Source organism: Ottowia oryzae (assembly GCF_003008535.1).
GTDB lineage: Bacteria > Pseudomonadota > Gammaproteobacteria > Burkholderiales > Burkholderiaceae_C > Ottowia > Ottowia oryzae.
In genome coordinates this window covers 2,505,843-2,531,575 of sequence record NZ_CP027666.1, presented here as the reverse complement: position 1 = coordinate 2,531,575, position 25,733 = coordinate 2,505,843, and the positions used below count along the sequence as shown (strand labels likewise).

The 25,733-nt window shown below is 62.1% G+C and carries 18 protein-coding genes and 2 other annotated features; of the genes, 6 read left to right on the top strand and 12 right to left on the bottom strand.

The genetic code is table 11. The features are described 5' to 3' along the window. Window positions 1–134 precede the first annotated feature (134 nt). Window positions 135–1,883: a Na+/H+ antiporter gene (locus tag C6570_RS11550; RefSeq protein ID WP_106703342.1), complete on the top strand. Its 1,749-nt coding sequence runs from the start codon at window positions 135–137 to the stop codon at window positions 1,881–1,883. A gap of 67 nt (window positions 1,884–1,950) precedes the next feature. On the opposite strand, the gene poxB is transcribed toward C6570_RS11550, so the two are convergent. The 3 genes from poxB to C6570_RS11535 form a co-directional block, all read right to left on the bottom strand. After that, entirely contained in the window at window positions 1,951–3,678 is a 1,728-nt protein-coding gene (gene poxB, locus C6570_RS11545; RefSeq protein ID WP_106703341.1) for a ubiquinone-dependent pyruvate dehydrogenase, read from the bottom strand. Between the two features lie 409 nt (window positions 3,679–4,087). Continuing rightward, entirely contained in the window at window positions 4,088–5,428 is a 1,341-nt protein-coding gene (locus C6570_RS11540; protein ID WP_106703340.1) for a type II toxin-antitoxin system HipA family toxin, read from the bottom strand. Between the two features lies 1 nt (window position 5,429). Further along, complete coding sequence (locus C6570_RS11535) at window positions 5,430–5,693, bottom strand: helix-turn-helix domain-containing protein (protein ID WP_164675533.1); 264 nt, start codon at window positions 5,691–5,693, stop codon at window positions 5,430–5,432. Between the two features lie 259 nt (window positions 5,694–5,952). On the opposite strand from C6570_RS11535, the gene C6570_RS11530 reads away from it, so the two are divergent. Continuing rightward, a complete protein-coding gene (locus tag C6570_RS11530; RefSeq protein WP_106703338.1) occupies window positions 5,953–6,741 on the top strand; it encodes a hypothetical protein in 789 nt (262 codons plus the stop codon). A 47-nt stretch (window positions 6,742–6,788) separates the two neighbouring features. Continuing rightward, window positions 6,789–8,023, top strand: a protein-coding gene (locus C6570_RS11525; protein ID WP_106701051.1) for an IS3 family transposase whose coding sequence is annotated in 2 segments (ribosomal slippage) — window positions 6,789–7,077 and window positions 7,077–8,023 — 1,236 coding nt in all. Because the reading frame shifts where the segments join, the coding sequence is not laid out codon by codon here. Further along, window positions 7,067–7,183: a sequence feature (AL1L pseudoknot), on the top strand. It overlaps the preceding gene by 117 nt. 124 nt (window positions 8,024–8,147) lie before the next feature. On the opposite strand, the gene C6570_RS11520 is transcribed toward C6570_RS11525, so the two are convergent. Further along, window positions 8,148–8,468 (bottom strand): helix-turn-helix domain-containing protein, encoded by a 321-nt coding sequence (locus tag C6570_RS11520; protein WP_106703337.1) that lies wholly within the window; start codon window positions 8,466–8,468, stop codon window positions 8,148–8,150. Beyond that, entirely contained in the window at window positions 8,468–8,830 is a 363-nt protein-coding gene (locus tag C6570_RS11515; RefSeq protein ID WP_106703336.1) for a type II toxin-antitoxin system RelE/ParE family toxin, read from the bottom strand. The genes C6570_RS11520 and C6570_RS11515 overlap by 1 nt, the downstream gene beginning before the upstream one ends. Window positions 8,831–9,254: 424 nt before the next feature. Between C6570_RS11515 and C6570_RS11510 the strand changes: the two genes are divergently transcribed. Together C6570_RS11510 and C6570_RS11505 are read left to right on the top strand one after the other, a co-directional pair. Continuing rightward, on the top strand, window positions 9,255–10,514 hold the full coding sequence (locus tag C6570_RS11510) for a hypothetical protein (RefSeq protein ID WP_106703335.1): 1,260 nt from the start codon (window positions 9,255–9,257) through the stop codon (window positions 10,512–10,514). Between the two features lie 102 nt (window positions 10,515–10,616). Beyond that, a complete protein-coding gene (locus C6570_RS11505; RefSeq protein WP_106703334.1) occupies window positions 10,617–11,036 on the top strand; it encodes a helix-turn-helix transcriptional regulator in 420 nt (139 codons plus the stop codon). Between the two features lie 450 nt (window positions 11,037–11,486). Here the strand turns inward: C6570_RS11505 and C6570_RS11500 are convergent. The 7 genes from C6570_RS11500 to C6570_RS11465 form a co-directional block, all read right to left on the bottom strand. After that, window positions 11,487–12,721 (bottom strand): IS3 family transposase gene (locus C6570_RS11500; RefSeq protein WP_106701051.1). Its coding sequence is split into 2 segments (ribosomal slippage): window positions 11,487–12,433 and window positions 12,433–12,721, totalling 1,236 coding nucleotides; the frame shifts between segments, so codons are not numbered across the junction. Further along, window positions 12,327–12,443: a sequence feature (AL1L pseudoknot), on the bottom strand. (Overlaps the previous gene by 117 nt.) After that, window positions 12,621–18,908, bottom strand: coding sequence for a hypothetical protein (locus C6570_RS11490; protein ID WP_211297592.1), 6,288 nt, complete (start codon window positions 18,906–18,908; stop codon window positions 12,621–12,623). Before C6570_RS11490 ends, C6570_RS11500 begins: the two co-directional genes overlap by 101 nt. A gap of 21 nt (window positions 18,909–18,929) precedes the next feature. Continuing rightward, complete coding sequence (locus C6570_RS11485) at window positions 18,930–19,454, bottom strand: helix-turn-helix transcriptional regulator (protein ID WP_106703333.1); 525 nt, start codon at window positions 19,452–19,454, stop codon at window positions 18,930–18,932. A 4-nt stretch (window positions 19,455–19,458) separates the two neighbouring features. Next, window positions 19,459–19,734, bottom strand: a complete 276-nt coding sequence (locus tag C6570_RS11480; RefSeq protein ID WP_106703332.1) for a hypothetical protein — start codon at window positions 19,732–19,734, stop codon at window positions 19,459–19,461. Between the two features lie 206 nt (window positions 19,735–19,940). Then, entirely contained in the window at window positions 19,941–21,197 is a 1,257-nt protein-coding gene (locus C6570_RS11475) for a tyrosine-type recombinase/integrase (protein WP_106704660.1), read from the bottom strand. A gap of 310 nt (window positions 21,198–21,507) precedes the next feature. After that, a complete protein-coding gene (gene guaA, locus C6570_RS11470; protein ID WP_106703331.1) occupies window positions 21,508–23,124 on the bottom strand; it encodes a glutamine-hydrolyzing GMP synthase in 1,617 nt (538 codons plus the stop codon). Between the two features lie 215 nt (window positions 23,125–23,339). Beyond that, complete coding sequence (locus C6570_RS11465) at window positions 23,340–23,975, bottom strand: CDGSH iron-sulfur domain-containing protein (RefSeq protein ID WP_106703330.1); 636 nt, start codon at window positions 23,973–23,975, stop codon at window positions 23,340–23,342. Between the two features lie 356 nt (window positions 23,976–24,331). On the opposite strand from C6570_RS11465, the gene C6570_RS11460 reads away from it, so the two are divergent. Beyond that, complete coding sequence (locus tag C6570_RS11460; protein WP_106703329.1) at window positions 24,332–25,720, top strand: NAD-dependent succinate-semialdehyde dehydrogenase; 1,389 nt, start codon at window positions 24,332–24,334, stop codon at window positions 25,718–25,720. Window positions 25,721–25,733 lie beyond the last annotated feature (13 nt).

Below are 25,733 nucleotides of genomic sequence, written 5' to 3'. Positions count from 1 at the left end.
TGGCCATTCTGACCAGCTTGCGTTGATGGCGCTGGCGAGCAGCGCGACCTTCAAACTTCAGCCGACTTCGCGGCGCAGTCGCACGTTGTGGTTTTGAAGCCCGGCCCACAGAGCGCCACCGCAGATTTACACCCATGCACACTGTTGAAACTGTTCTCTTGGTCCTGATGCTGGGGGCGCTGACGGGCATCGCCGCCCGCTACGTGCGCGCCATTCCGCTGCCGCTGATCCAGATCGCGATGGGCGCGCTGCTGTCCTGGCCGCAAAAGGGCCTGCACATCGCCTTCAACCCGGATCTTTTCCTGCTGCTTTTCATTCCGCCGCTGCTGTTTGCCGACGGCTGGCGCATCCCCAAGCGGGAGTTCTTCGCGCTGTACAAGCCCATCCTGAAGCTGGCGCTGGGCCTGGTGCTTTTCACGGTGATCGGGCTGGGCTACCTCATCCATTGGATGATTCCCGAGATTCCGTTGACCGTGGCCTTCGCGCTGGCTGCCGTGGTGTCGCCCACCGATGCGGTGGCCGTGTCGGCGATCACGCGCAACCTGGGCATGCCGGCGCAAACCATGCACGTGCTGGAGGGCGAATCGCTGCTCAACGACGCATCGGGCCTGGTGGCGCTAAAGTTCGCCGTGGCGGCCACGCTCACGGGCGTGTTCTCCTGGACCGATGTGGCCAAGGATTTCATGTGGATGGCGCTGGGCGGCCTGGGCGCGGGGGCACTCATCGGCTGGGGTTTTGCCGTGGCGCGTGACAAGGTGACACGTAGCCTGGGCGATGTGGCGGCCACGCAGATGGTGCTGCTGCTGGTGCTGCTGCCGTTTGCCGCCTACATCCTGGGCGAGCGGATCGGCGTGTCGGGCATTCTGGCAGCCGTCGCCGCAGGCATCACCACCAACTTTGCCGATCTCAGCCGAAGCGACTTCGTGTCTGAGCGCTTGCAGACCGAAGGCACCTGGGCCATGGTGGAATCGGCCTTCAACGGCGCGATTTTCCTGATGCTGGGGCTGCAGTTGCCGTCCATCATCGGCGAGACGCTGCAGGAGGCGGGCCGCCACTGGTGGGTGTTGGCGGGGTACGCACTGGCCATTTCGCTGGCCTTGCTGGCGTTGCGCTGGATCTGGCTGACGCTGGGTGTCCAGGGCAGCCTGTGGCGCGCCCACCGCGAGGGCAAGATGGCGGAAAAGCCCTCGTACCTGTTGACGCTGGCCACCACGCTGGCGGGCATCCGCGGCGCTGTCACGCTGGCGGGAGCGCTTTCGGTGCCGCTGCTGCTGAACAACCACCACCCCTTCCCCAGCCGCGACCTGCTGGTTTTCCTGGCCACCGGCACGATCTTGCTGACCTTGGTCATTGGCAGCGTGGGGCTGCCGCTGGTCTTGCGCCGGCTGCCACCGCCCGGCGAGCCGGCCTCAGCCCGCGAGGAGCGCCACGCCCGCCTGGCCGCCTGCCAGGCCGCCATCGCCGGCATGGCGCTGGACAAAGAGCAGGCGGCGGCGGCCGATCCGCAATGGCTCGCCCAGTACCAGGAATCGGCTGGCCGGCTGACGCAGGAATACCGCCGGCGCATTGATTTGCTAGAAGACCCAAGCACCCCGGCCACGCCAGAAGCGCACGCCGAGGCGCCGGAGGTCGTGCGCCAGCGCCAGCAGCGCTACGTGGTGGAGCTGCAGTTGCGGCTCAAGGCGCTGCATATCGAGCGCAACACGCTCTACGCCGAGCGTCACGCTCACCGGATCAACGACGAGTCGCTGCGCAATGTCGTCGCCGAACTCGATCTGGCGGACATCGCCCTGCGCAAACGGCTGGCCGTGGCGCAGCGGACGGTGGCGGCGCACGACCGCCCGGCGGCTGCGGCAAATACTCCTGCGGACGACGCCGAATGAGTTGCGGGGCTGAGGCCCAGCACACCGCGCCGCGCCTCGCCGCGCCTTGCGCCGCCGGGGCTGGCTTTCAGCGCAGCAGGTTAGTTTTGGCGAGCTCGACCACTTCGTCGCCACGCCCGCTGATGATGGCCTTCAGCAGGAAAAGGCTGAAGCCCTTGGCCTGCTCCAGCTGAATCTTGGGCGGCAGAACCAGCTCTTGCTTGGCCGTCACCACATCCAGCAGCGCGGGGCCGTCATGCGTCAGCACGGCGCGAATGCCCTCTTCCAGATCGGCCGGATCTTCGACACGCACGCCCTTGATGCCGATCGCCTCGGCCATGGCGGCGAAGTTCGGGTTGTCGAGGTCTGTGCCGGTGTCCAGGTAGCCGGCCGCCTTCATCTCCATCGCCACGAAGCCGAGCGAGCCGTTGTTGAACAGGATGATCTTGACGGGCAGTTTCAGCTGCTTGAGCGACAGGATGTCCCCCATCAGCATCGTGAAACCACCGTCGCCCGACAGCGAAATGACCTGGCGCCCTGGGCAAGCCGCCTGCGCGCCAAGGGCCTGCGGCATGGCATTGGCCATCGAGCCGTGGTTGAAAGAGCCGATCAGGCGCCGCTTGCCATTCATGCGAAGGTAGCGCGCTGCCCACACGGTGGGCGTGCCCACGTCGGCCGTGAAGACGGCATCGGCGTCGGCCAGCTCGCTCACCAGCCGGGTGAGGTGCTGCGCATGGATGAGCCGGTCGCCCGCGCGGGGGTGGGCCAGCTCATCCAGTTCGGTGCGGGCGTTCGCGTAATGGGCCTGGGCGCGCTCGATGAAGCTGCGATCGGTGCGCCGCTGAAGCCGTGGCAGCAATGCGCCAATGGTCGACTTCACATCGCCCACCAGGCCCACATCGACCGGCGTGCGCTTGCCTATCGCTTCGGGGCGGATGTCGATTTGCACCACCTTGGCTTCGGTGGGATAGAAATTGCGGTACGGAAAGTCGGTGCCCAGCATCACCAGCGCGTCGGCGTTGCGCATTGCGTGGTAACCCGACGAGAAGCCGATCAGCCCCGTCATGCCGACGTCATAGGGGTTGTCCCACTCGACATGCTCCTTGCCGCGCAGCGCATGCACCACCGGCGCGCCCAGGGCATCGGCCAAAGCCACCACCTCATCATGGGCGCCCGCGCAGCCACTGCCGCACAGCAGCGTCACCGCCTTGGAGGCATCCAGCAGCTCGACGACGCGGTCGATATCCGCCGCCGCAGGCACCACGCTGGGCGGCGATGTGGGCGCCCAGCGGATTTCGGCATGGGCGGGCGCTGGCTGCAGCGCGACGTCGCCGGGCAACACGATCACCGCAACGCCGCGTTTGCCGATGGCGGTGCGGATAGCCGTTTCCAGCACGCGCGGCAGCTGTTCGGCGTTGCTCACCAGCTCCACGTAATGGCTGCATTCGCGAAACAGCTCTTGCGGGTGCGTCTCTTGGAAGTAGCCCAGCCCGATCTCGGACGATGGAATATGTGCCGCAATCGCCAGCACCGGCACATGGTTGCGGTGGCAATCAAAAAGCCCGTTGATCAGATGCAGATTACCAGGGCCGCAACTGCCCGCGCAGACGGCCAGCTGCCCCGTGGCGGCCGCCTCGGCGCCCGCGGCAAACGCGGCCACCTCCTCGTGCCGCACCGGCATCCAGGCAATGCTGCCCAGGCGGCGCAGGCTGTCGCCAAAGCCATTCAGGCTGTCGCCGGTCACCCCCCAGATGCGCTGTACGCCGACTTCGTTCAACGTGCCGGCGATCAGGTCGGCGATGGTGGTCTTGGCCATGTATTTGATCCTTAATTGATGAGCCCAAGCGCAATGGCTTGGCTTGACAACGGGCGTATCAGGTCGCGCGCACCCTTCGGGACCGGACAGGCATGAAGGCAGCGAGAAGCGCCCCGCTAAACAGATGGTAAATGCGCGACGTTGAAGCCAAATGACAGTTGATCGCCACGAATGCCGTCAACTCACTCCCACTCGGTCATCAATGAGACTCGCAAGTCCGTGTGGCTAAAGGGATTTTCAGTGATCGAAATGTGGCCTTTCCGTCGCTTTTACCGTCTGCATTGGACACCTTTTGCTGGCGCGGGAGATGGCACGATTGGCAGCGCATCGACACTTTCGGCCCTATTGTCAATCGCGATACATCTTAGCGCGCTTAATCCAGCCTTGGAACGATAGAATTTTCTCTCGCTTACGGCACCATCCCACCAAGTGCCCTTGCTGCCTGCTCGAGCCCACCCATGACGGCATCAGCGACACGCGGTGAGAAATCTTGCGGTAACTCGGCTTGCACTTCGGCAATGGCCGCTGGAGTCCGAGCAAGGATTTCTTCGATGATCGGCTCGGCGGTCGGGGCATAGCCGACCTTCTGCGCCGTGCTGTTGAAGTGCCTGCGCTGGATACCTTGTATCTCGTAGTGCCGGTTCTTGCCCAGCAAGGCCATCGCCAACTTGATTTCATACGGCGACCACTGGTTGGGACCGTTACCCAACACGGGATAGACCGACATCACGTCATATAGCGGGGTCAATTGGAAACGCCCGCGTGGCAAAAGCTGGATGCTAAAGTTCTTGGCATGGCCATCAGGCGCTCGCAGCATCCAAAACAGCACCTGGGTCGCCATCAACGTCTTCATGTCGGCCTCGGCGTTCACCGATTGCCGCAGCGTGCCGAACAACGCCTTGAGCCCTGGACCGCCTTCGCTCTCGTATTTGCGCCATGGTGAGCAGCCCTCGATCTGGCAAAAATCCTCCTGCGGCAGACGCATGAGCCACTGCCCATTGGGCGCGACGCGTCGGTCGAAACGCTCTACCACCAGCACGCGCTGCCGGCCGAAGGTCGCGATGCGGGCGTCAGCCACGGGCAATCCGTAGGCTTTCAGCAGCCGCAGGCACAGCCATTCATTGTCGACGGACGTGCTGAAGTCCGCCTGCCGCCCCCCCATCAGGCCAAGCGGGAGCTTGAAGATGTGGCTCGTCGGCGTGGCGCCACGCGGAGCAAGCCATTGCCCGCCCCACCACAGGAAGGCCGTCTTCTCTTGAGCGCCGGCCAGCGAGATGCGAAAGTCTGCATCCGGGTCTCGGCCCGCAGCGAAGGCCTGCGGCGAAACGGTTTCGATCAGGTGCCGCTCGATATCCTCCTCGGACAGGGGTACGCCCTCGATGCGATCGAAGTCGGTGGGCACCTCGTCCTCATCCAGTATCTGGACGGCGCCCACGCAATCGCGCCCGATAGCCTTCAGCAAGTCAAACGGCTCAGTAGAACCCGTCCGGAAGCGCCCGGCGACACGGCGTCGGATTGCGTCACTGTCTGGAAGCAGGTTGTCAAAGTAGTTGGCAACCTTCTCGCCCTTGACCGGCAAGTTCTGCAGATTGAACGGCAGCGACAAAGACAGCGGCCGACCCATATCGGAAGCAAGCCAATCCACGTCGTACTGCAACTCCATCTCGCCGCGGGCAGGAGTGGTCCACCGCCCCACGCGGACACCGTTGGTCCAGACGGACAGGCTGCGGCTGTGCGATCGACGTCCCATATCACCAATCCGTGGTCGGCGTCATGGACACCGCAGCGCTGTCCCGGATCCCGACGGCCAACTCCAGGCCCAGTGCGGCGCACCATGCCAGAAGTTGCTCCACGCTCAGTTCGTGGGCATTGAGTTCCAAATGGGAGACCCGCGACTGGCTCAAGCCGATGCGAGCAGCCAGCGCCGACTGAGTCAGCCCCTGCGTCTTGCGTGCTGCTTGCAGCATCGCCCCCAATTGACCAGGAGTAACCAGTGGATGTGATGACGGCGGCATAGCAGCTACTCGGGATTCAGATAAACGCAAGATAGCTGAAAAACAGATATACGTCAAATATCCGGAATACAACTAAACGACTGCTACGCTGTGCTAGCCGCGCCATCCTCATCCACCCGACTCAACGGCGACTCACGGCCGAAGCCATGAGGGAACAGTTTCGGGAGGATATGTGGGAGTACCACCCAGAGCTTCTGGAAGCTGAGCTGTTGGCCGTCCGCCAGGAGCCCATCGCGCAATCTGCTGCGGCCCCAGCACCATGAGCGCAAGTACCATCGCAAATGACTTGCTGACCAAGCTGCTGCATGCAGGCAACAAGCACGCTGCGGGTGCGCGTGCGCGCTCGCCTGCACTGACAGCCAGGCACTTGAAACCCTATAGCGACCTCAGGAGCTGGCAGCAAAAGCAGGAATGCGACGAGGCGTTTCTGGCCGCTCAAGACGTAGGCGCCGTCACTTTGCAGCGTGACAAGCTGAATCCGAAGGATGGATTGATTGAGCGCATTGATCTAGTGGACGTACAGGCACTGGCTCGATTCCTGGGGCATAGCACCTATGCGGACCAGTTGGCCCAGACCATTGGGCAACTGGAGCAGCTGAAAGCAGAGTTCCCAGTGATCCTGGAAGTAATTGCGCGCTGGAGCAGCATGGCCAAAGTGCGGAAACTGGACCCTCAAGATTCGGATACCTGGATCGATGCAGCCAAAATCATCCGGGCCTGTGCTGCGCGCAGCCAAGAGGCGATTGCTGCCCCGGTGCGTGAATTCAGTGCGCGACTGTTTCTTGACAGTAAGCGGATTGAAGCACTCACACCTCAACTCGACATTCTGCTGAGTGGCAGCATTGAGGACAGCCCAAGGGCTGCGGCCCAGGTTTGGCAGGAGCTGGGGCTATTCCGGGAAGAGCATCCCGTTCTGTTGGCCGGGCACGTGCACATTGCGCGGGATCGCTCGACCAGCTTGATTGACGCGCCCTACATGGGACTACCGGCGGCAGCCATTCTGGGGGCACTCAGCTTGGTCACTGAGGTCATCACCATCGAGAACTGAACCGCCCCGTATTTTGAGGAGGCTCCAACACTTGAGAAGATGGAGCCATGAACAAGTCACCGAAGTTCTCCCCGGAAGTGCGCGAGCGCGCCGTGCGCATGGTGCAGGAGCACCGAGCCGACTACCCGTCGCTGTGGGCAGCCATTGAATCGATTGCTCCCAAGATTGGCTGCGCGCCGCAGACCTTGAACGACTGGGTCAAGAAGGCCGATGTCGACAGCGGCCAGCGCCCCGGCACCACCACTGCAGACGCCCTGCGCATCAAGGAGCTGGAGCGTGAGGTCAAGGAATTGCGCCGGGCCAACGACATCCTGAAGACGGCCAGCGCGTTTTTCGCGCAGGCGGAGCTCGACCGCCGATTGAAGTCGTGAAGGCCTACATCGACCGCCACCGTGATGACTACGGGGTCGAGCCCATCTGCCGGGTGCTGCAGATGGCCCCGTCGTGTTACTGGCGCCACGCAGCCCGACAACGCAACCCGCAACTGCGCAGTCAACGCGCCCAGCGTGACGAGGGCTTGAAGGCCGACATCCAGCGCGTGTGGCACGCCAACTGGCAGGTCTACGGGGCCGACAAGGTCTGGCTGCAGATGAACCGCGAGGGCATCGTGGTGGCGCGCTGCACGGTCGAGCGTCTGATGCGTGCCATGGGCTTGCAAGGGGCACGCCGTGGCAGGGCGGTGCGCACCACCACGCCGGATACCTCGGCCCCGTGCCCGCTGGACCACGTCAACCGGCACTTCAAGGCCAGCCGTCCCAACGAGCTATGGGTGTCGGACTTCACCTATGTCTCCACCTGGCAGGGCTGGCTGTATGTGGCCTTTGTTGTGGACGTGTATGCCCGGCGCATCGTGGGCTGGCGAGTCAGCCGCAGCATGCAAACGGACTTCGTGCTGGATGCGCTGGAGCAGGCGCTGTATGACCGCCAGCCAGCAGCCCATGCCTTGACGCACCATTCCGACAGGGGCAGTCAATACGTCAGCATCCGCTACACCGAACGGTTGGACCAGGCGGGCATACAGCCCTCAGTGGGCAGCAGGGGAGACAGCTATGACAACGCGCTGGCCGAGACCATCAACGGTCTGTACAAGGCCGAGTTGATTCACCGCCGGGGACCTTGGAAGACCAGGGAATCCGTGGAACTGGCCACCTTGCAATGGGTGCACTGGTTCAACCATGTCCGATTGCTCACGCCGATTGGGGGCATCCCTCCGGCAGAAGCTGAGGCAAACTACTGGAGGCAACTAGCCGTCAGCGACACCTCGGCAGAGGTGTCAACTTAAACCAAGCGGCCTCCTCGAAAGTCGGGGCGGTTCAATGGCTTGGTTTCGGCGCAGGCCGAGCGAGGGCGCATGTTCTGCGACAGGATCGGCGCGCAGGCGGCGATGGCTGGGGTGTTCATAGTGGTCAAACGGCCACCAGGATGCCCGGCCCATGCGCGCGCCGCGCGGGCTGCACCACGATCTTGACCTGTTGATCCAGCGACACCAGCGCCTGCATCAGCCGCTCCAGCGAAATGTTCTGGAGCTTGTAGCGGCGCACCTGCGACACCTTGGGTTGGGTCATGCCCGTGATTGCCGCCGCCTCGGTCTGGCTCAGGCCGCGCTGGTCGATCAGGGTATTGAGCTTGAGCGCGAGCGCGGCCTTGGCCGTCAGTTCCTCGGCATCGTCAAAGCCCAGATCCATCAGCACGTTGTCGGTGCCTTGGGGATGCTCATTGCGAATCATCACTTTCTCCCGCTCGCCCCGTGACGGGCCAGCACTGCTTTCAGCCACTTCTCGATTAACTCCACGCCCGGCTGCGGAGTGGCGATGCCGGACTTGGATTTCTTCTGAAACGCATGCAGCACATGCACCGCGTCGCCCACCTTCACGGTATAAACCGCCCGGAAGGTATCGCCCCGGTGGTCTTCCACCAGTTCGTACACGCCAGAGCCCAGCCCCTTCCAGGGCTTGGCCGAATCCGGCGTACGGCCCAACTGGACGACGAACAGCGCTACGCCCATATCCTTCTGTACGTCGATGGGGAACTTCTTGAAGTCCTTTTTCGAGGAGCCCTCCCAGTACAGCAGCTTTCGTTTCTGCTCCATAATTATATCCGTTCAGATATATACGGCAAGGGTCCGAATTGTCGTGACAGCGGCACGACAATTCGGGCTGGCTGCTAGGCGGTTGATGAATGCGCAGTTCATGATGAACTCCTGCAAGGATGCCGAGCGGAATTACCCAGCCCCTCCGGGGCACGGCGCAGCGCAAGCAGTCAGGGGTCCACGACGGCCGCCAGGACGCAAGCGCCAGTGGCGCGCAGTCCTTGACGACGAGAACGCCGTGGCACGATGAGGAGAGCAGCAAGCCGCCTACCCGCTACCTCAGGCCTCCAGCATTTAGGCAAGCGAAGCGGCAGGCCGGAGTCCGTTCCGGAGGCGTCAGCCGACAGGCAGCGCGGACTGGCACTCACAGCTTCGCGCTCATTTCAATCAACTCGATCTCACAGATTCACCCTAAGAGAAGTTCATGCTCGATGCCCCGATTACTGACGCCCTGTTGTCCGCCCTTCTCAACGGTGATAAGGCCGCACTCGACGCCATTCAAACACACCGCGCCGCAGAATGCGCATCCATTCGTACTATCATTTGTACTGACGCTTCGGGGGCAGTCGACCTGGATCTCGGACTCAGTGTGTCCTCCAGCGACTATATGACCTCATTTTTTGAGGGGCCTCGCGCGTTTTTCATGTCAGCAGGAGCAAGCGTCCAGGCCCGCCTGACGGGTGGCAGATCGAACGTGCTGATCGACTTCTCTCTGAGCTTCGACTCAAATTTCGCTGAGAAGCTACGCGCAGCAATCGCCGGCGAGAACATTCAGCAGGCGGATCGAGATAGGGTTCTCGAAATTCTCATGCTCAAGGCTCGAAACCGGCACGTGCAATTCGACGTGATGCCATTTCTCATCGAGAACACGCGGCTGGCTCGCAAGGAGCCTTCCAACGAACGCCCTCTGAATACGTTGATCGCCTTCCGTATGCTCGACCACCTGGATTGGGATACCTTCCAGAACGACCCTGGCCGCTTCGTCTTCAGTGCTTCATCCGAGGACCTGAAGGCACAACTCCGCCCTGATGCCAAAGCCTTCCTGGCTGAACTCCAAGCCAGCGCAGAGATCAGCCATCAAGAAGCCAAGAGCGCTGGAACGCAGGCGCTGCTACTGAGGTTCGCGCGACTTTGGCATGAGGAGCGCAAACCGAACAGAAATCGCATCCTGCGTGAACTCATCCGTTTCAGTATTCATAAGCTACGGGCAATTCCGCTCACCGAAATACGGTTGATCTGGAGCGGCATGACCTCTAACCAGGGCTCACCGTTCTTCGGCCCCATCATGGGTCGGTCCCCTGACATGGTGCAGAAGATTCGCGGCATGGCCTGGGACATGACACTGCTCCGCGTCATGGAGCAGATCGCCACAGCCAGCCAAGTCGGCTCCTTCTTCATTCCCTATTTCGTGTCGATGGATCGCCGCTGGCGCCACTTGCTGCGTCTAAATCCAGTGCGACTGATGGTGATTGACGACGCGCATCGCCGCGTGATCTTCGCCCGCACCAATGAGCTGGAATTCCAGCGCGTGCTGGGAGAATGCACGCAGACCGAATTTCAGTCTGAGATGACACCTGAAAAAATCGAGGCTCGCCGCATGTCAGCGCAGGCTATTAAATTGGATGCGATGCAAGAACTCGTCATTGAAGAAGAGCGCCATTGGCACGCTGCAAGCGCTGAGTGAATCCAGGCAACCTTACAACAGTGTGTCAAGTTCTCTCTTCTACGCCACAACAAGTTGTCCCGATAGGCGCTGAACCTCACCATGTCTCCATACAGAAAATACATGGAGCCCGAGGTGGAACAGCTATCGCAAGCCCCCAACACCGCCGGCATCGATGCCAGCCAGCCCCTCCCCTTGCCGGGTACGGAAGGCTATGAGGCACTGCCGCAATTTCCGAAGCGCAGCGCCCTTCCCTTCCGACGCACCATCCGCCGCCAGGAACTGCGGCAGATCGTCCCACTGGCCGAAACGACGATCTACGAAATGGAGCGCCGCGGCGAGTTCCCCCGCCGCTTCAACCTGACGCCACGCTGCGTCGTATGGGACTTGGCCGAAGTGGAAGCGTGGGTCGAAGCACGCAAACAAGCCCCTCGCGCCAGCATCTCGAAGCCGGATGTCCACCAACGAAAAACCCGCCCTGTGCGGGAGGGTTCGAGTGAGGGGCGGAGCCGTCCCCTTATTCGGATGATAGACGCTCGATGATTATTCGGTACTGCTCCTCGCTAATCGGTGGATCATTACGCCGAGATAGCCATTCATCGGGCAGGCCAGCGATCGCGCGGAACCGTGGATAGAAATCGCGCCGCCGATCGGCTTCGAGCGTCGCAAGAGTCCCCTTGGCTTGCCGAGAGAGGCCTCGCGGCGACCAAATTTGGCCGCGCTCGTCTATGACGACTATCAGCGACCGATGGGTAAAGGCGCTGGTATCCCCTGCACGTCCGATCGGCTTCCTTTTATGGTACTTCTGGAGCTTGAGTACGACGACAAGACTGCGCTCGGACACCTTAAGCAGGGAAAGCAATGCGCCACGGCCGACGAGCAAGCGGTATCCAGTCTCGCTCCAGGCATGCTCACCCCGTCCGCCCTCCGCCCCCCAAGCTTCGGCGCGATAGGCTGTTTGAACCGCCCCGACTTTCGAGGAGGCCGCTTGGTTTAAGTTGACACCTCTGCCGAGGTGTCGCTGACGGCTAGTTGCCTCCAGTAGTTTGCCTCAGCTTCTGCCGGAGGGATGCCCCCAATCGGCGTGAGCAATCGGACATGGTTGAACCAGTGCACCCATTGCAAGGTGGCCAGTTCCACGGATTCCCTGGTCTTCCAAGGTCCCCGGCGGTGAATCAACTCGGCCTTGTACAGACCGTTGATGGTCTCGGCCAGCGCGTTGTCATAGCTGTCTCCCCTGCTGCCCACTGAGGGCTGTATGCCCGCCTGGTCCAACCGTTCGGTGTAGCGGATGCTGACGTATTGACTGCCCCTGTCGGAATGGTGCGTCAAGGCATGGGCTGCTGGCTGGCGGTCATACAGCGCCTGCTCCAGCGCATCCAGCACGAAGTCCGTTTGCATGCTGCGGCTGACTCGCCAGCCCACGATGCGCCGGGCATACACGTCCACAACAAAGGCCACATACAGCCAGCCCTGCCAGGTGGAGACATAGGTGAAGTCCGACACCCATAGCTCGTTGGGACGGCTGGCCTTGAAGTGCCGGTTGACGTGGTCCAGCGGGCACGGGGCCGAGGTATCCGGCGTGGTGGTGCGCACCGCCCTGCCACGGCGTGCCCCTTGCAAGCCCATGGCACGCATCAGACGCTCGACCGTGCAGCGCGCCACCACGATGCCCTCGCGGTTCATCTGCAGCCAGACCTTGTCGGCCCCGTAGACCTGCCAGTTGGCGTGCCACACGCGCTGGATGTCGGCCTTCAAGCCCTCGTCACGCTGGGCGCGTTGACTGCGCAGTTGCGGGTTGCGTTGTCGGGCTGCGTGGCGCCAGTAACACGACGGGGCCATCTGCAGCACCCGGCAGATGGGCTCGACCCCGTAGTCATCACGGTGGCGGTCGATGTAGGCCTTCACGACTTCAATCGGCGGTCGAGCTCCGCCTGCGCGAAAAACGCGCTGGCCGTCTTCAGGATGTCGTTGGCCCGGCGCAATTCCTTGACCTCACGCTCCAGCTCCTTGATGCGCAGGGCGTCTGCAGTGGTGGTGCCGGGGCGCTGGCCGCTGTCGACATCGGCCTTCTTGACCCAGTCGTTCAAGGTCTGCGGCGCGCAGCCAATCTTGGGAGCAATCGATTCAATGGCTGCCCACAGCGACGGGTAGTCGGCTCGGTGCTCCTGCACCATGCGCACGGCGCGCTCGCGCACTTCCGGGGAGAACTTCGGTGACTTGTTCATGGCTCCATCTTCTCAAGTGTTGGAGCCTCCTCAAAATACGGGGCGGTTCAGTTGTCCCGTCAACTGACCAGTGGCGGACCACCTCATCATCCGCAATAGTCCCCAACGGGTCTCGCGTCCAATCCGATGGGAAAGGCCTGTCGAGTGCAGTGGCGGCACCATATGGATCATGCCGATCGAGCTGACGCTCAGTGTTCGGGGTCTTTGCGACCCACGGCTGAATCGTGTGACCATCTCCGCCGCAGTGACGGGCAATCTCATCTTCATCGTCAGGTAACCATCTAAAGAAAGCTTCCTCTGACAGCACGGCCATGACCACCGATCGCGCATCTCCAGCATTTGCCAGCACGCTTTGAAGCGTGACCGTTGTGTCTCGCCCGATCGACCAACGTCCTGCGACGGGGAGCCAATCCGCCGCCACCTTGCCGTCCAATAATCCGAGCAACGGCGCCAGCAAATTGCGGTCTTCGCGGACAGTGCCTCTCTCACCGCTCTCCGGCATAGGCATGTCCGCCTCCTTGGTAAGGTCGAGCGGAAACGGATCGGTGAGATCGGCAAGCCAGAGACCATCGCTTCTTGACAGCGTGTATTCCTTAAGAAACCCGGCCCAGGCGTCACCATTCCAGTCCTCGCCGACAACCGCCCGTGTCGCCAACAGCTCACCGGCAACAAGCATGAGCGCATGCCATCCGAGATATCCCCCATACCGATCTCGGTTCGGAACATATCCCGACGACCACGATTCGTCATAACTGCTGCTACGTGGGCAATCGTGCATTCCTCGGACGGTTGTATCCCAGCGGCGCACCCATGCGCTGATGCGGTCTTTCACTTCCCAGCCAGGACAAGCGAAGACGTGGCATAAGCGCTCGACCTGATATTTGTTGAAGTCGTAGTCGAGGTGAAAGCCATCCTCCTGTCGCGGCGAGGCATCTGGCCTAGGGGCATGCCGGAACTCGTGATAGTCGCTTCTGGGGGCCGAGGGGAAGGGTGACTGATTTGCGAGGTCGAGCTTGTCGATAAGAGCCTCTCGCTCTTCGGGTGCCAGTGCATATGCAAGCTCGCGAAGTATGTCTATCGAGACCGCGCGCATGACGACGTGCGGAAACTCGGCAGAAAAGGCGATCCGCTCGAAGAACGCGCGATGGGAGGAAAATGCAGGAGCAGCGTCTTTCGCTGCCCGAGCGAGCGCTATCAACAACCATAGCTGCGCGTGCATTACATAGAAAGGCAGCTTCGCATCGCCGAAAGGCAAATTCTGAGCAGACCCAAAACGCTCAATCAGTCGTTCAACGACATCGCAGCGTCCGGCCACCACCAAGCGCCGCAACGCATGGGCTGCGCGCCAACGCATTGCGGCGATGGGATGGCCGAGCCTCGCCCACACGAGCCCCGCCACGAATGTCGCTTCATCGGAGGGAACCGCAAAACGAGTGTCCCACGGCCCGTCCCCAACTTCGGACGGCAGCTTTTCATCTGTGCTCGCCAGAAACCGTTCGAGGCCTTCTGCAATAGCGTTGGCACTGACGTCAGATGCCAGTCTCGCGGCGAGTGCGAGCCACGCATTACCACCAAGACTGTCCGCGGCGCTCCGGAGCGCCGCGACTACGCGCTCGACAAGGGTTGCGCGATCAGCATGAAAGTGCTCCTCCAGCCCCCGCCAGTAGCCCCACGCGCCCGTGCTTGAACTGGCGAGTTCGGAGGCGTACTTGGTCGCCAGGCGCAGTCCCAAGTCAGGCAACGCATCACGCATAGCCGCCGACGACTTTCCCCACTCTTCCAGGTAGTCGTCGAGAGCGTGGATCTTGTCGGCAAGCGTGGGAGCTGTTGCTTCAACAACCGCGCGGACGAACCCGAGGCGCTCGGCTGGAGAGTTTGCTTGCTTGGCCAAATCGGTCAATGTTCGCACCGGCCAGCGCCGCCCCGACCGGTCAAGCTCCTGGCTGAGTATTTGACGGTCAATGTCGTCTGAGTCCGTGAGGTCCACTGGGAAGACGTGCATTTCCGACGCGGTCGACGCGGGCATGACCATTCCCGATTCGGCTTGAGGTCCAAGGCGAGCAAGCAGGCCCTCTATTCGTGTTCGAGCATGAGAAGCGGAGGGAAGACTGCGCTCAGCAAGGTCATGTAGCCGTTCGATCGTCTCCCGTGCCGGAGACAGTTGATCTTCGCGATCGATCTCGACCAGAATGAGATCGAAGAACCATTCCCGTCGCTCTTGAGGCAGACGGCCAATGACCTCTGACACGAAGTCCGAAATGTGCCACGTCCAGGTTTCGATTGGAGCAACCAAGCCAAACAGAGCGACGGCGGCTTCAACTGAGAGCTTCGATTCACGAACGAGAACAGTTAACGCCGGGCCGAGCGACAGTCCGAGTCGAGCAGCGTCACGGTCGTCCAGCCGTGCCAACGTAGCCAACGTCGACCGCCCAGCAATCGGCACCATCGATTTCGCGTATTCAGTCCAAGGGAATTTGCCATCCTCGTTCTGATTCAGTTCGAGGATACGCGCCAGGGTATGTGCCGCCGCCGGCGAAAGTTCGGGGCCCGAATAGTGGGCGGTCAGCTCCAGCAAGTAATTGGTACGATCGAAGTCATCCGATCCAATGGCCTCGGCAAGATCGAGCGCACGTCGAAAATAGGCCGCAGCCTCGTCGGTGCTCACTCGCCAGGCTGCGCGAGCAAGGTCACCATAGGATGAAATTCGGGATCCGACATCGGTATCGAGTTGGATCTTGCGCTCGACGTGGCCAGCAAGGAGTAGCGCAGCATCATGGCACTGTGGGAGGCACGATAGTCGAGCAACCGCCTGGGTAAGTTCCGGCGTGAATAGGCCCGGCGCGCTCGCTGCCCACTCGACCATGCGCTTCGCCATCGCGGCATTGAGCGCACCTAACGCGTCTGCAAGGTCGAAAATGACTCGGAAACCGTTCCGTGCGAGATACGCCTTCCCGTCCCGATACGGATAGTTGGATGACTGCTCGACATCACGGACAAGTCGGTCAAACGACGCGGCCACCATTTCGTCCCGTGCCTTTCCACGCGGCGGACGAATGATGTCGGCGACATCCTGCGCATAGTTCAACAGCGGCAAGATCCGGCTGCTAAGCACGCGCGAATAGTCCGATCGCTTCTCCTTATCGAGTCCGCCACGCCTCTTCCGCCGGTGCCGAGTGCCATCGAATTTCGGAGCGGCCAGTTTCTGGTTGAGTACCCGACTGAAGCTCGCTGCGCCCCGCGATCGAGCACCTACGGGGACCAATCCGATGAATTCCGCCGGTGCCATGTCAATCAAGGCTGCGCGCTTCCGGTTCAAGGCGGCTCGAACACCGGCGGCCAGTACGGTCACGTGGATCGCGCGGTCGCTCGGGTAGTCACTGGAATAGTCATAAACGCTTGGCGGTGTAAGTGCCGCTCCAGCGAGGATGCTTGCTGCCTCTCTGTCCATGCCGAGCTCTATCGCCAGAGCCGATGCCAGCACGCAGCCCATCGCCAAGCCTTCGCTTTTACCATTCGCAGAAGATGCGACAGCAAGCGCCGTGATGAGTCTTCTGGCGTGGAATGGGTCACGACCGACGAATGGAAGCGCGGCGGCGTAGAGTGCGCGAGAAGGCAGTCGGCAACGCAACAGCCTCGTTGCAATGCGCGTCTTGGGCGGATGCGCTGATTGCTGGTGTCGATCTAGAAGTTCGAACAAGTCCCGAAATTTGGCGAAGGCCACGCCATCGTCTCGACGGGCGAAGAACTCCGCAACGCGCACGTCGTTGCCCGCCAACATCTCGACATAGGCGAAGCCAATATCGTCCCACTGCCTTGAGATGCTCGATTCGCTAAAGCGTGCGCTGCGTTTGGTATGTGCGGCCCAATTGTGCCAATCGATTGATCGCCGGGCGTGGCGACGGGCCTCGTCTCGGTCGCCAGCGAAAGCGTTCGCAAGTGCAAGCGCAGCGTGTTTCCCCCCAGGCCAGCCAACATTGGTCGCGGAAAGCCGTCGCAAAGCTTCGGGGTCGCCTGACACTGCGACGAGATCGGGATGCTCGTACAGGAAGCGGTCGGATCGTTCATGTCCCGCGGCGACGAGCGATGCTTCCAACAGCAGACGCAAAAGATCGTCGCGCCGATTCAGCTCTCCGACCAGTGCTATTGCGGCAGTAATCCGCGATAGGCGGATATCGCGTACGCTTACCTGTGAAGCGCCTCGGGGAACACGCAGGTCGAAGGCCAGTTGGATAAGCTGATCAGCATCGCGTAGCGAAGTGAGTAACGCTGGCAGTGCCCGGGCTGCATAGTTAGAGGTCAGTTGGCGTTCTTGGAGAGCGGCGATAACGCGATCTCGACCAGCCTGGCTTGCGCCGTAGCTCGATCGAATCAGGGTCTCGGTCGGCTCATCGCGGAACATCAGGCCGTGTGGCGTTCGCTCAAGCAAGGGGGCGAGATCGGCCGCGAAGCTTTCAACCTGCTCCGCGATCAAGCCATGAGCCGCAGCAAGCTCTTCAATGGGAACTGGGGGCGCCAGCAAGGCGATGCCGGTGAGCAGGAGGTCAATGTCCGCATCGCTTGCACCACGAGCGCGTGCGGTTTCGCGCGCTTCGGATAGACGCTTGCGAAGCAGCACGTCGAGCAGATCTTGCGGCTCCCCCGGGGCGTCAGGGAAAGACACGGGATCAAACGGCCGTCCTGTCGTAATCAAGTTGTCGAGACAGCGTGGGTTGCGACCTGACCGAGTCAGCAGAGCAGCGATCTCGTCGGCCGAAGCATCAGGCACGCGCCGCTCGATGAGGGCACGTACTTCCGCGTCAGTGAACAGCGGAACCGTGAAGGAACGGTGCGAGGCACCGCCCGTCGCCAGCGCGAGCCGTTCGGTTCGGCACGATGCGACGATGCGAACGCCGTCGATTGGATCGACGCTAATGCTACGCATGAGAAGATGTGCGAACGATGATGTCGCGGTGTCCTGCGCGGCAAGGCCGGCGTGATCGATTGCATCGAGCACCAGTGAAACACATGCATCGCTGCGAGTTCGCCGAGCCGTCTCCACCGATTGGGCAAGCCGTCGGCGGAATGCCCTCACCAAGCCCGTTACGTCCGCCAGTGGCAACAGGATGTCACACAGGCCCTGCCCAGCCATAAGATTGGCAAGGTGCACAAGCGTCCTTTCCGGGAGATGCCGACCGTCGGCCGGATCACGCCAGCGACCGGCACCGAAGCCATCGAAGAGCACCACAGGTCCATCGGCTCGCAATCGATCCGCGAGGCCTTGCATCAAGACCGTCTTGCCCATCCCACCTGCAGCATGAACAACGAGAGGAAAGCCAACTTCACGGGCGAGGGTTGCAATGCCGCCAAGAACGTCGCGCTGAATGACGACCTCAACCTCGGGAAACGCGTCAGGCGTGGGATACAGTCGATCTTCGTGCTCCACTTCTAATTCAGCCAGAATCGCTATCCGATCAACGCGTTTGTCCGTTTCGCTACCGGGACCGGCCTTGATCCTGATGAGATTTCGCAACTTGAGCAGGCGCTTCTCCGCATCCGGATCGCCTGGCTCACTCCATGCGGCGAGCGTCGTCGATATCGCACGCTCAGCCTCGGTCAAGCTTCCCTTGCTGCCGACCAACTCCAATCGCCGCAGCAGGTCAGCAGAGGGATGAGGATAGTCTTTCAGGGCTTGCGCGATCTGGCCTGCTTGGCGGGCAACATCACCGGTTTCTTGCGTGCCCGCGACAACCGCTGAGATCGCCTTCCCTAGTTTCTCGTGGATGGGCCTGTTCGTCGCAAATTCATAGCGGACCACGGCGAGAACATGATCGTCGCCATGAGTCGCCCGAAGCTCGGCATCGGTCGCTGCAAACTTGGCAAGAGTTGATGCCAGGTCAGCAGCTCGAACTGCCGTGTCGGCGCTTGCAATCGAGTATTTGAACTGAACGACCGTGACTCGATGCGCTCGGGCAACATCGGTGGCGCCGTGATACCGAACAAGATCGGCAATCTCGACCGCGCCAGTTCCCAAATTCTGCTCGTCCTGTTCGTCGAATCCCTCAAGCGTGATCGCTGTAAGGTCAGTAGACGGCGGCAGGAGTTCAAGAGCGGTGCGCGCGGCCCAAGCTTCATGAAAGGCATGGCCTGCCTTTGATGCTCGAACTTTGTCGATTTCTATCGGCGTTGTGCCAGTATCGTCATCACTCATGGTCGGCTTGTCGTACCTGCGTTATCCAACTAAGGCTTTCAGTGCCTTGGACGCCGAGCGCGGCAAGCGCCGCCCCTCCTTCGCTACGTTGACCTGCAAGGCTACCCGCGCCACGTCAAATACGTCCTTGGCCAATGCATAGCTGCCCTTGGCCTGCAACCAGGCCAGCACGTCTGCCAAGTGCCAGAGCGACGCACTGCCCTCATGCACCGGTGCAGGAAAGCTGCCCGGATGGGCCAGCATCAGCTTGCGCATATTCTGTCGCGACACGCCCACGATGTCGGCCACATCGGTGAGCCCGACCAGATCCGGCGCCACCTCGATCAGCTTGGCCGAAGGTGTGGCGCGATTCACATCGGCCAGCGCACTACGCACGGCCTCGTCCGCATCAGCCGCCTCGCGGGTGAACTCCAGCGCCAGTCGCCCAGGCTGACCAAGGCCGACCAAAGCATCATCACAGCCAGCTTCGCCCAGCCGCTCGACCAGTACATCAGGGTCGCAGTCATCATCGGCGAGCTGATATTTCAGGGTGAAGGTGTATTCCATCGCGCTACTCCTTGGCACCGTCGTCAGCCTCGTGTTGCTGGCGGTGCGTGGTGCAGTTGTCCACGACGCGCCGCAAGGCGCGGGCGTGGTTGCCGGGGTTCTTCGGCGTGCTCCAGACACTGGTGATGCAGAACTCGCCGCAGCGGCATGCCTCATCGTTGTATGGGCAGTAAATTCGCCCCCAGGCATGGCTGCCGCCGACTTCGATGCGCCAACCCTGCCCTTCGGCATACCTGAGAGCTTCCTCGACCTCTTTCTTGGGATGCGAGTGGCGAGCCATCAGTAGCCTCCAGTATCCGCACAAGCCACAGGGTTGTCAAGTGACAACCTTGCCTCCGCAGAATTGACCCGCATATCGCGCGACTCGACGATTAGAAACTTCAGATTTCCATGTTTTCGATCACTCAGAGTGATCGTTTCCTCGAAAAAATGAACCTGACGCAACCCAGCAAAGACCGATCCAAAGCAAGCCATGATGCGGCCCTCCTACGCAATCGCGCTCAACGCCGGCACGACCACGTTCTCCGGTATCAGCTTCGGCATGTAGGTCTGTCCACCGCCCCAGGCATCGACCAAATGCGCCCACTCTTGCAGCATGTGGCGCCGCTGCTCGGCGTATTCGGCCTTGTTGTAGACCGAGCGCGAGGAACGCCCCTCCTCGTGCGCCAAGCATTTCTCGATCCAGTCGCGATTGAAGCCGATCTCGTTCAGCAGAGTTGAGCCGGTGCGGCGCAGGTCGTGGACGGTGAACGACTGCAGCGGTAGTCCTTTGACCTTGGCGCCCTCCACGATGAGCTGCGTGATCCGATTCAAGGTCGCATTGGACATGCACCGATCCGGATCGTAGCGAGAAGGAAAGACGAACCTTGAACCTGCCGCGCAGGCGTGCAGCGTGACGAAGATGTCGAGCGCCTGACGCGACAGATACACCACATGCGGATTGCGTCCCTTCATCCGCTGCTTCGGAATCGTCCACGTCGCGTTCTCGAAATTGACCTCATCCCAAGTGGCCTGGATCAGTTCGCTCTTGCGCACCAGCGTCAGTAGGATCAGGCGCAACGCCAGCTTGATGGTCGGATAGGTCGCCACCGTTTCCAACTGCTGTACCATCAGCCGGATTTCCAGCGGCGACAGGGCGCGATCCTTCGGCACGAAGGTGGCGATCGAGGACGGTCCCACGCCGTCGGCCGGGTTGACCACCTTTTCGCCGTGGGCGATGGCGTAGACGTAGACCTGCTTCACGATGTCCCGGATCTGAACCGCAGTGGCTGGCGCTCCGCGCTCCTTGACCTTGTTGCACAAGATCCGGAGGTCTTCGGCCTGGATTTCGGTCAGTAGGCGATTCTGGAAGACCGGCAGGATGTCCCTGTCGATGATGTGCTTGCGCATGGCGCGGGTGCTGTCGGCCAGCCTTGCGTTGGCCAGCCACGTCTCCATCGCCGCGCCGAAGGTCTTGATGGCGACCACCCGGCGTTTCTCACGCTGCTTCTCCAGCGCGGGCGAGACACCCTTGAGAACGGCTTTGCGCGCGTCCAGCAGCAGTTCGCGCGCCATTGCCAGCGAGATGCCACCAGGGCCATAGCGTCCGAGGGTCAGCGTCTCGCGGCGGCCGTGGAGCCGGTAGTCGTAGCGGAACGTGATCGTTCCGCCAGGCGATACCGTCACGTACATCCCGTCTCGGTCAGAAGCCTTATAAATCTTGGACTTAGGTTTGAAATTGCGTAGTGCAGCGTCGGTCAGCATCGAGGTTTCCTCCGGCATGTGACGGATTTACCGTCAGGTTTTACCGTCAGGGACTTGGAGACCTGCTGATGCCCGGAAAGCCCCATAAAACAAGCTTTCCCGAGAAGGCTTTTACCGTCAAAGACGGTAAAAGTCTGAATAGTGAACGAGAGTGTCTTAATCCGGCCTCGATTTTTACCGTCAGCTCTACCGTCAACTTTTTCTGCTGGCCGGCGATAGCTACCGATAGCTGGTGCGACGTATTTTCTTCTAAATCAACACGTTACGTCAGTTTTTCGATAGCTGGCGATAGTCCTCGAAGGACGTCAATTCACTCCCACTCGATCGTCGCTGGCGGCTTGCTGCTCACGTCGTACGTCACGCGGTTGATGCCGCGCACTTCGTTGATGATTCGGCTGCTGACTTTCTTGAGCAGGCTGTAGGGCAACTCGGCCCAGTCGGCGGTCATGAAATCGCTGGTCTGCACCGCGCGCAGGGCCACCACGTAGTCGTAGGTGCGGCCGTCGCCCATCACGCCCACGCTTTTGACGGGCAGGAAGACGGTGAAGGTCTGGCTGGTCAGGTCGTACCAGGTTTTGCCGCTGTGCGGCTCAACGGTGGAGCGCAGCTCTTCGATGAAGATGGCGTCGGCCGCGCGCAACAGGTCGGCGTATTCCTTCTTGACCTCGCCCAGAATGCGCACGCCCAGGCCGGGGCCGGGGAACGGGTGGCGGTAAACCATGTCGTGCGGCAGGCCCAGGGCCACGCCGAGTTCGCGCACTTCGTCCTTGAACAGGTCGCGCAGCGGCTCCAGCAGCTTCAGGCCCAGCTGCTCAGGCAAACCGCCGACATTGTGGTGGCTCTTGATGACCACGGCCTTCTTGCTCTTGGCGCCTCCGCTCTCGATCACGTCGGGATAGATGGTGCCTTGGGCCAGCCACTTTGCTCCGTTTTTAGAAGCGCCCGACGCCGTCAGTTTGGCGGCTTCGGCCTTAAACACTTCAACAAACTCGCGCCCGATGATCTTGCGCTTTTGCTCAGGGTCGCTCACGCCCTTCAGGTGCCCCAGGAACTGATCGCTGGCGTCGACGTGCACCACCTTGGCGTGCAGCTTGCCGGCGAACATGTCCATCACCATCTGGCCTTCGTTCAGGCGCAGCAGGCCGTGGTCCACAAAAACGCAGGTCAGCTGGTCGCCAATGGCGCGGTGGATCAGCGCCGCAGCGACGGACGAGTCGACGCCGCCAGACAAGCCCAGGATCACTTCCTCATCACCCACTTGCTCGCGGATGCGCGCCACGGCTTCGTCGATGTGGTCTTTCATGATCCAGTCGGGCGTGGCGCCGCAGATCTCGCGCACGAAGCGCTGCAGCATGGCCGCGCCCTGGATGGTGTGCGTCACCTCGGGGTGGAACTGCACGCCGTAGAAATGGCGCGCTTCGTCCGCCATGCCGGCGATGGGGCAGCTGGGCGTAGAGGCCATCAGCTTGAAGCCGGGCGGCAGCTCGGTCACCTTGTCGCCGTGGCTCATCCACACCTTCAGCATGCCGTGGCCTTCGGGGGTGTGAAAGTCTTCAATGCCCTTGAGCAGCTCGGTGTGCCCGCGCGCGCGCACTTCGGCGTAGCCAAACTCGCGGTGGCTGCCGCCTTCTACCTTGCCGCCCAGTTGCTGCGCCATGGTCTGCATGCCGTAGCAGATGCCCAGCACGGGGATGCCCAGCTCAAACACCGCCTGCGGGGCGCGGTCGTCCACCTCGTACACGCTGGCGTGGCTGCCCGAGAGGATCACGCCCTTGAGATGCCCATCTTTGGCGTACTCGCGCACCCATTCGTCGGTCACGTCGCAGGGGTGTACTTCGCTGTAGACATGCGCCTCGCGCACGCGGCGGGCGATGAGCTGCGTAACCTGAGAGCCGAAATCGAGGATGAGGATTTTGTCGTGGGCCATGGCAGTGACGGGCATAAAACGCAAACGCCCCGGCACACAGGCCGAGGCAAAGCGCTATTTTAGTGATTTTCAAGCCCGGCGCTGTAGGCACTAGCGCCAGCAGCTATCAAATTTGCAGCAATCGACCCGACGACACGGAGCGGGTAGCAGCGTAGGGGCCCGGCATGCGCCGCCCACCCAACGTGCGCCTGCGCCCCGTCGCCCGCTGCCGCCACTCAATCGGCCACGAACCCGATCTTGGCGTGCGTGCCGTCGCAATACGGCTTGTTGGCCGAGTGGCCGCAGCGGCACAGCCACGCGTCCGTCATGCGGTTCAAAGTCCGGCCGGTGCCAGACACCAGCTCCATATCGCCCGTCACGTGCAGCGGGCCGTTGTGGGTAGGCTCGACCTGAAGGGGGCCGTTGCGCTGTGCCAGCGGTTCAGATGGTGTGGTGGCCGGCTCGCCCGTGGCCACGAAGCCGCTGGTGGCGTGGCTGCCGTCGCAGTAAGGCTTGTTCTTGGATGCGCCGCAGCGGCACAGCGTGGCGCGGTAGCCGTCTGGCGTGTCGCCGATGGTCAGCGGCGCGTGAAACGCCAGCGGGCCGTTTTCCCGTACGCGCACGGTATTGACTATGGGCGCCTTCTCCATGGCTGTGCCGTCGGGCTTTTGCACCTGGATGGCGCCTGACGGGCAGTTGTGCGCAATCTCCAGCACCTCGTCGGCGCTGACGCGTTCGGGGTGAATCCAGGCGCCCTGCACGTTCGGCACGAACACGTCGGGCCGGTCCAGCACGCAATTGCGCGAATGAATGCAGCGGGTGCCGTCGAACACGATGGTGACTTCGGCATCCGAGACGATTTCCTTGCTCATCGGGGTTCCCTCTTCGTGGGTCAGGTTGTTATGAAACTTTCGCAGGGACGCCCGCAATTTAGCGCCGCGTGGCAACGGCTGATGCGCACGCCGCAGAGGCCGAGGCGAACAGTCGGGATCGGCCGCAGATCGCTACACCCTTTGCCGTGCGGGTGGCAGCACGCCATCGCTTTGCCCGACTGGCCCGCGCGGGCTTGCCACAGGCATCGCTGGTCGGCGTAAGCTCTTGCGTTGCCACCCGGCGGGCTGGCCCCGAATGCACGCCATTGGTGCAACGGTGCGGCTCGCCGCTGCAGCGCCTCATCGCGACCGCGATAGACGGCGTCCGATTCACCCCTGTCACACCCAGAAGCACCATGGCTTACCAAACCACCAACCCCTATACGGGCGAAACACTCAAAACCTTTCCCAACACGACCGACGCGCAAGTCCAGCAGGCGATTGAAAGCGCCCACACTGCCTTCTTGAGCTGGCGCGACACGCCCTTCTCGCAGCGCGCCGCCGTGCTGACCAAGGCCGCGCAGCTGCTGCGCGCCAGCAAGCTGGATTTCGCCAAGATCCTGACGCTGGAGATGGGCAAGCTGCTGGCCGAAGCACAAGCCGAGGTGGAGCTGTCCGCCGAAATCCTGGATTACTTTGCCGCGCACGGCGAGGCCTTCATGCAGCCCGATACGCTGCCCGTGTCCAAGGCCAACGGCCGCGCCATCGTCGCGCGCGAGCCGCTGGGCGTGCTGCTGGCCGTCGAGCCCTGGAACTTCCCTTACTACCAGGTGGCGCGCATCCTGGCGCCGCAGTTGATGGCCGGCAACACGCTGCTGCTCAAGCACGCGTCCAACGTGCCGCAAAGTGCGCTGGCGTTTGAAAAGCTGATGCGCGACGCGGGCCTGATCGACGGCGCGTTCATCAACCTGTTCGTCAACCACACGCAGATCGAGACCATCCTGAACGACACGCGGGTGCACGGCGTGGCGCTGACGGGCTCGGAAGGCGCGGGCGCCGTGGTGGCCGCCGCTGCCGGCAAGGCGCTGAAAAAATCGACGCTGGAGCTGGGCGGCGCCGACGCCTTCGTGGTGCTGGAAGACGCCGATCTGCCCAAGACGGCCAAGTGGGGCGTGTTTGGCCGCCACTGGAACGCGGGCCAGGTCTGCGTGTCGTCCAAACGCATGATCGTTGTGGACGCCGTCTTCGACGAATACCTGCGCCTGTACACCGAAGGCGTGGCCGGCCTCAAGGCGGGCGACCCGATGGACCCGGCCACCACGCTGGCGCCGCTGTCCTCGCAAGGCGCGGCGGACGAGGTCAAGGAAAAGATCCGCCAGGCGGTGGCCCACGGCGCCACCGCCACCGAAGTCGGGCCCAAGGTGCCTGAGCAAGGCGCTTTCGTTCAGCCCACCATCCTGACCAACGTCACGCCGGACAACCCGGCCTACCACCAGGAATTCTTTGGCCCCGTCTCGATGATCTGGCGCGCCAAGGACGAGGCAGATGCCGTTCGCATCGCCAACGATTCGCCCTATGGCCTGGGCGGATCGGTGTTCACGCGGGATGAAAAGCGTGGCGAAGCCGTGGCGCGCAAGATCTCCACCGGCATGGTGTTCATCAACCAGCCCACCCGCGTGAAGGCCGACATGCCGTTTGGCGGCGTGCGCCGGTCCGGCTACGGGCGCGAGTTGATCAACCTGGGCATCAACGAGTTCGTCAACCACAAGCTGATCAACGTCGTCGACATCGACGCACCGTTCTAAGCGCCCCGGCGAG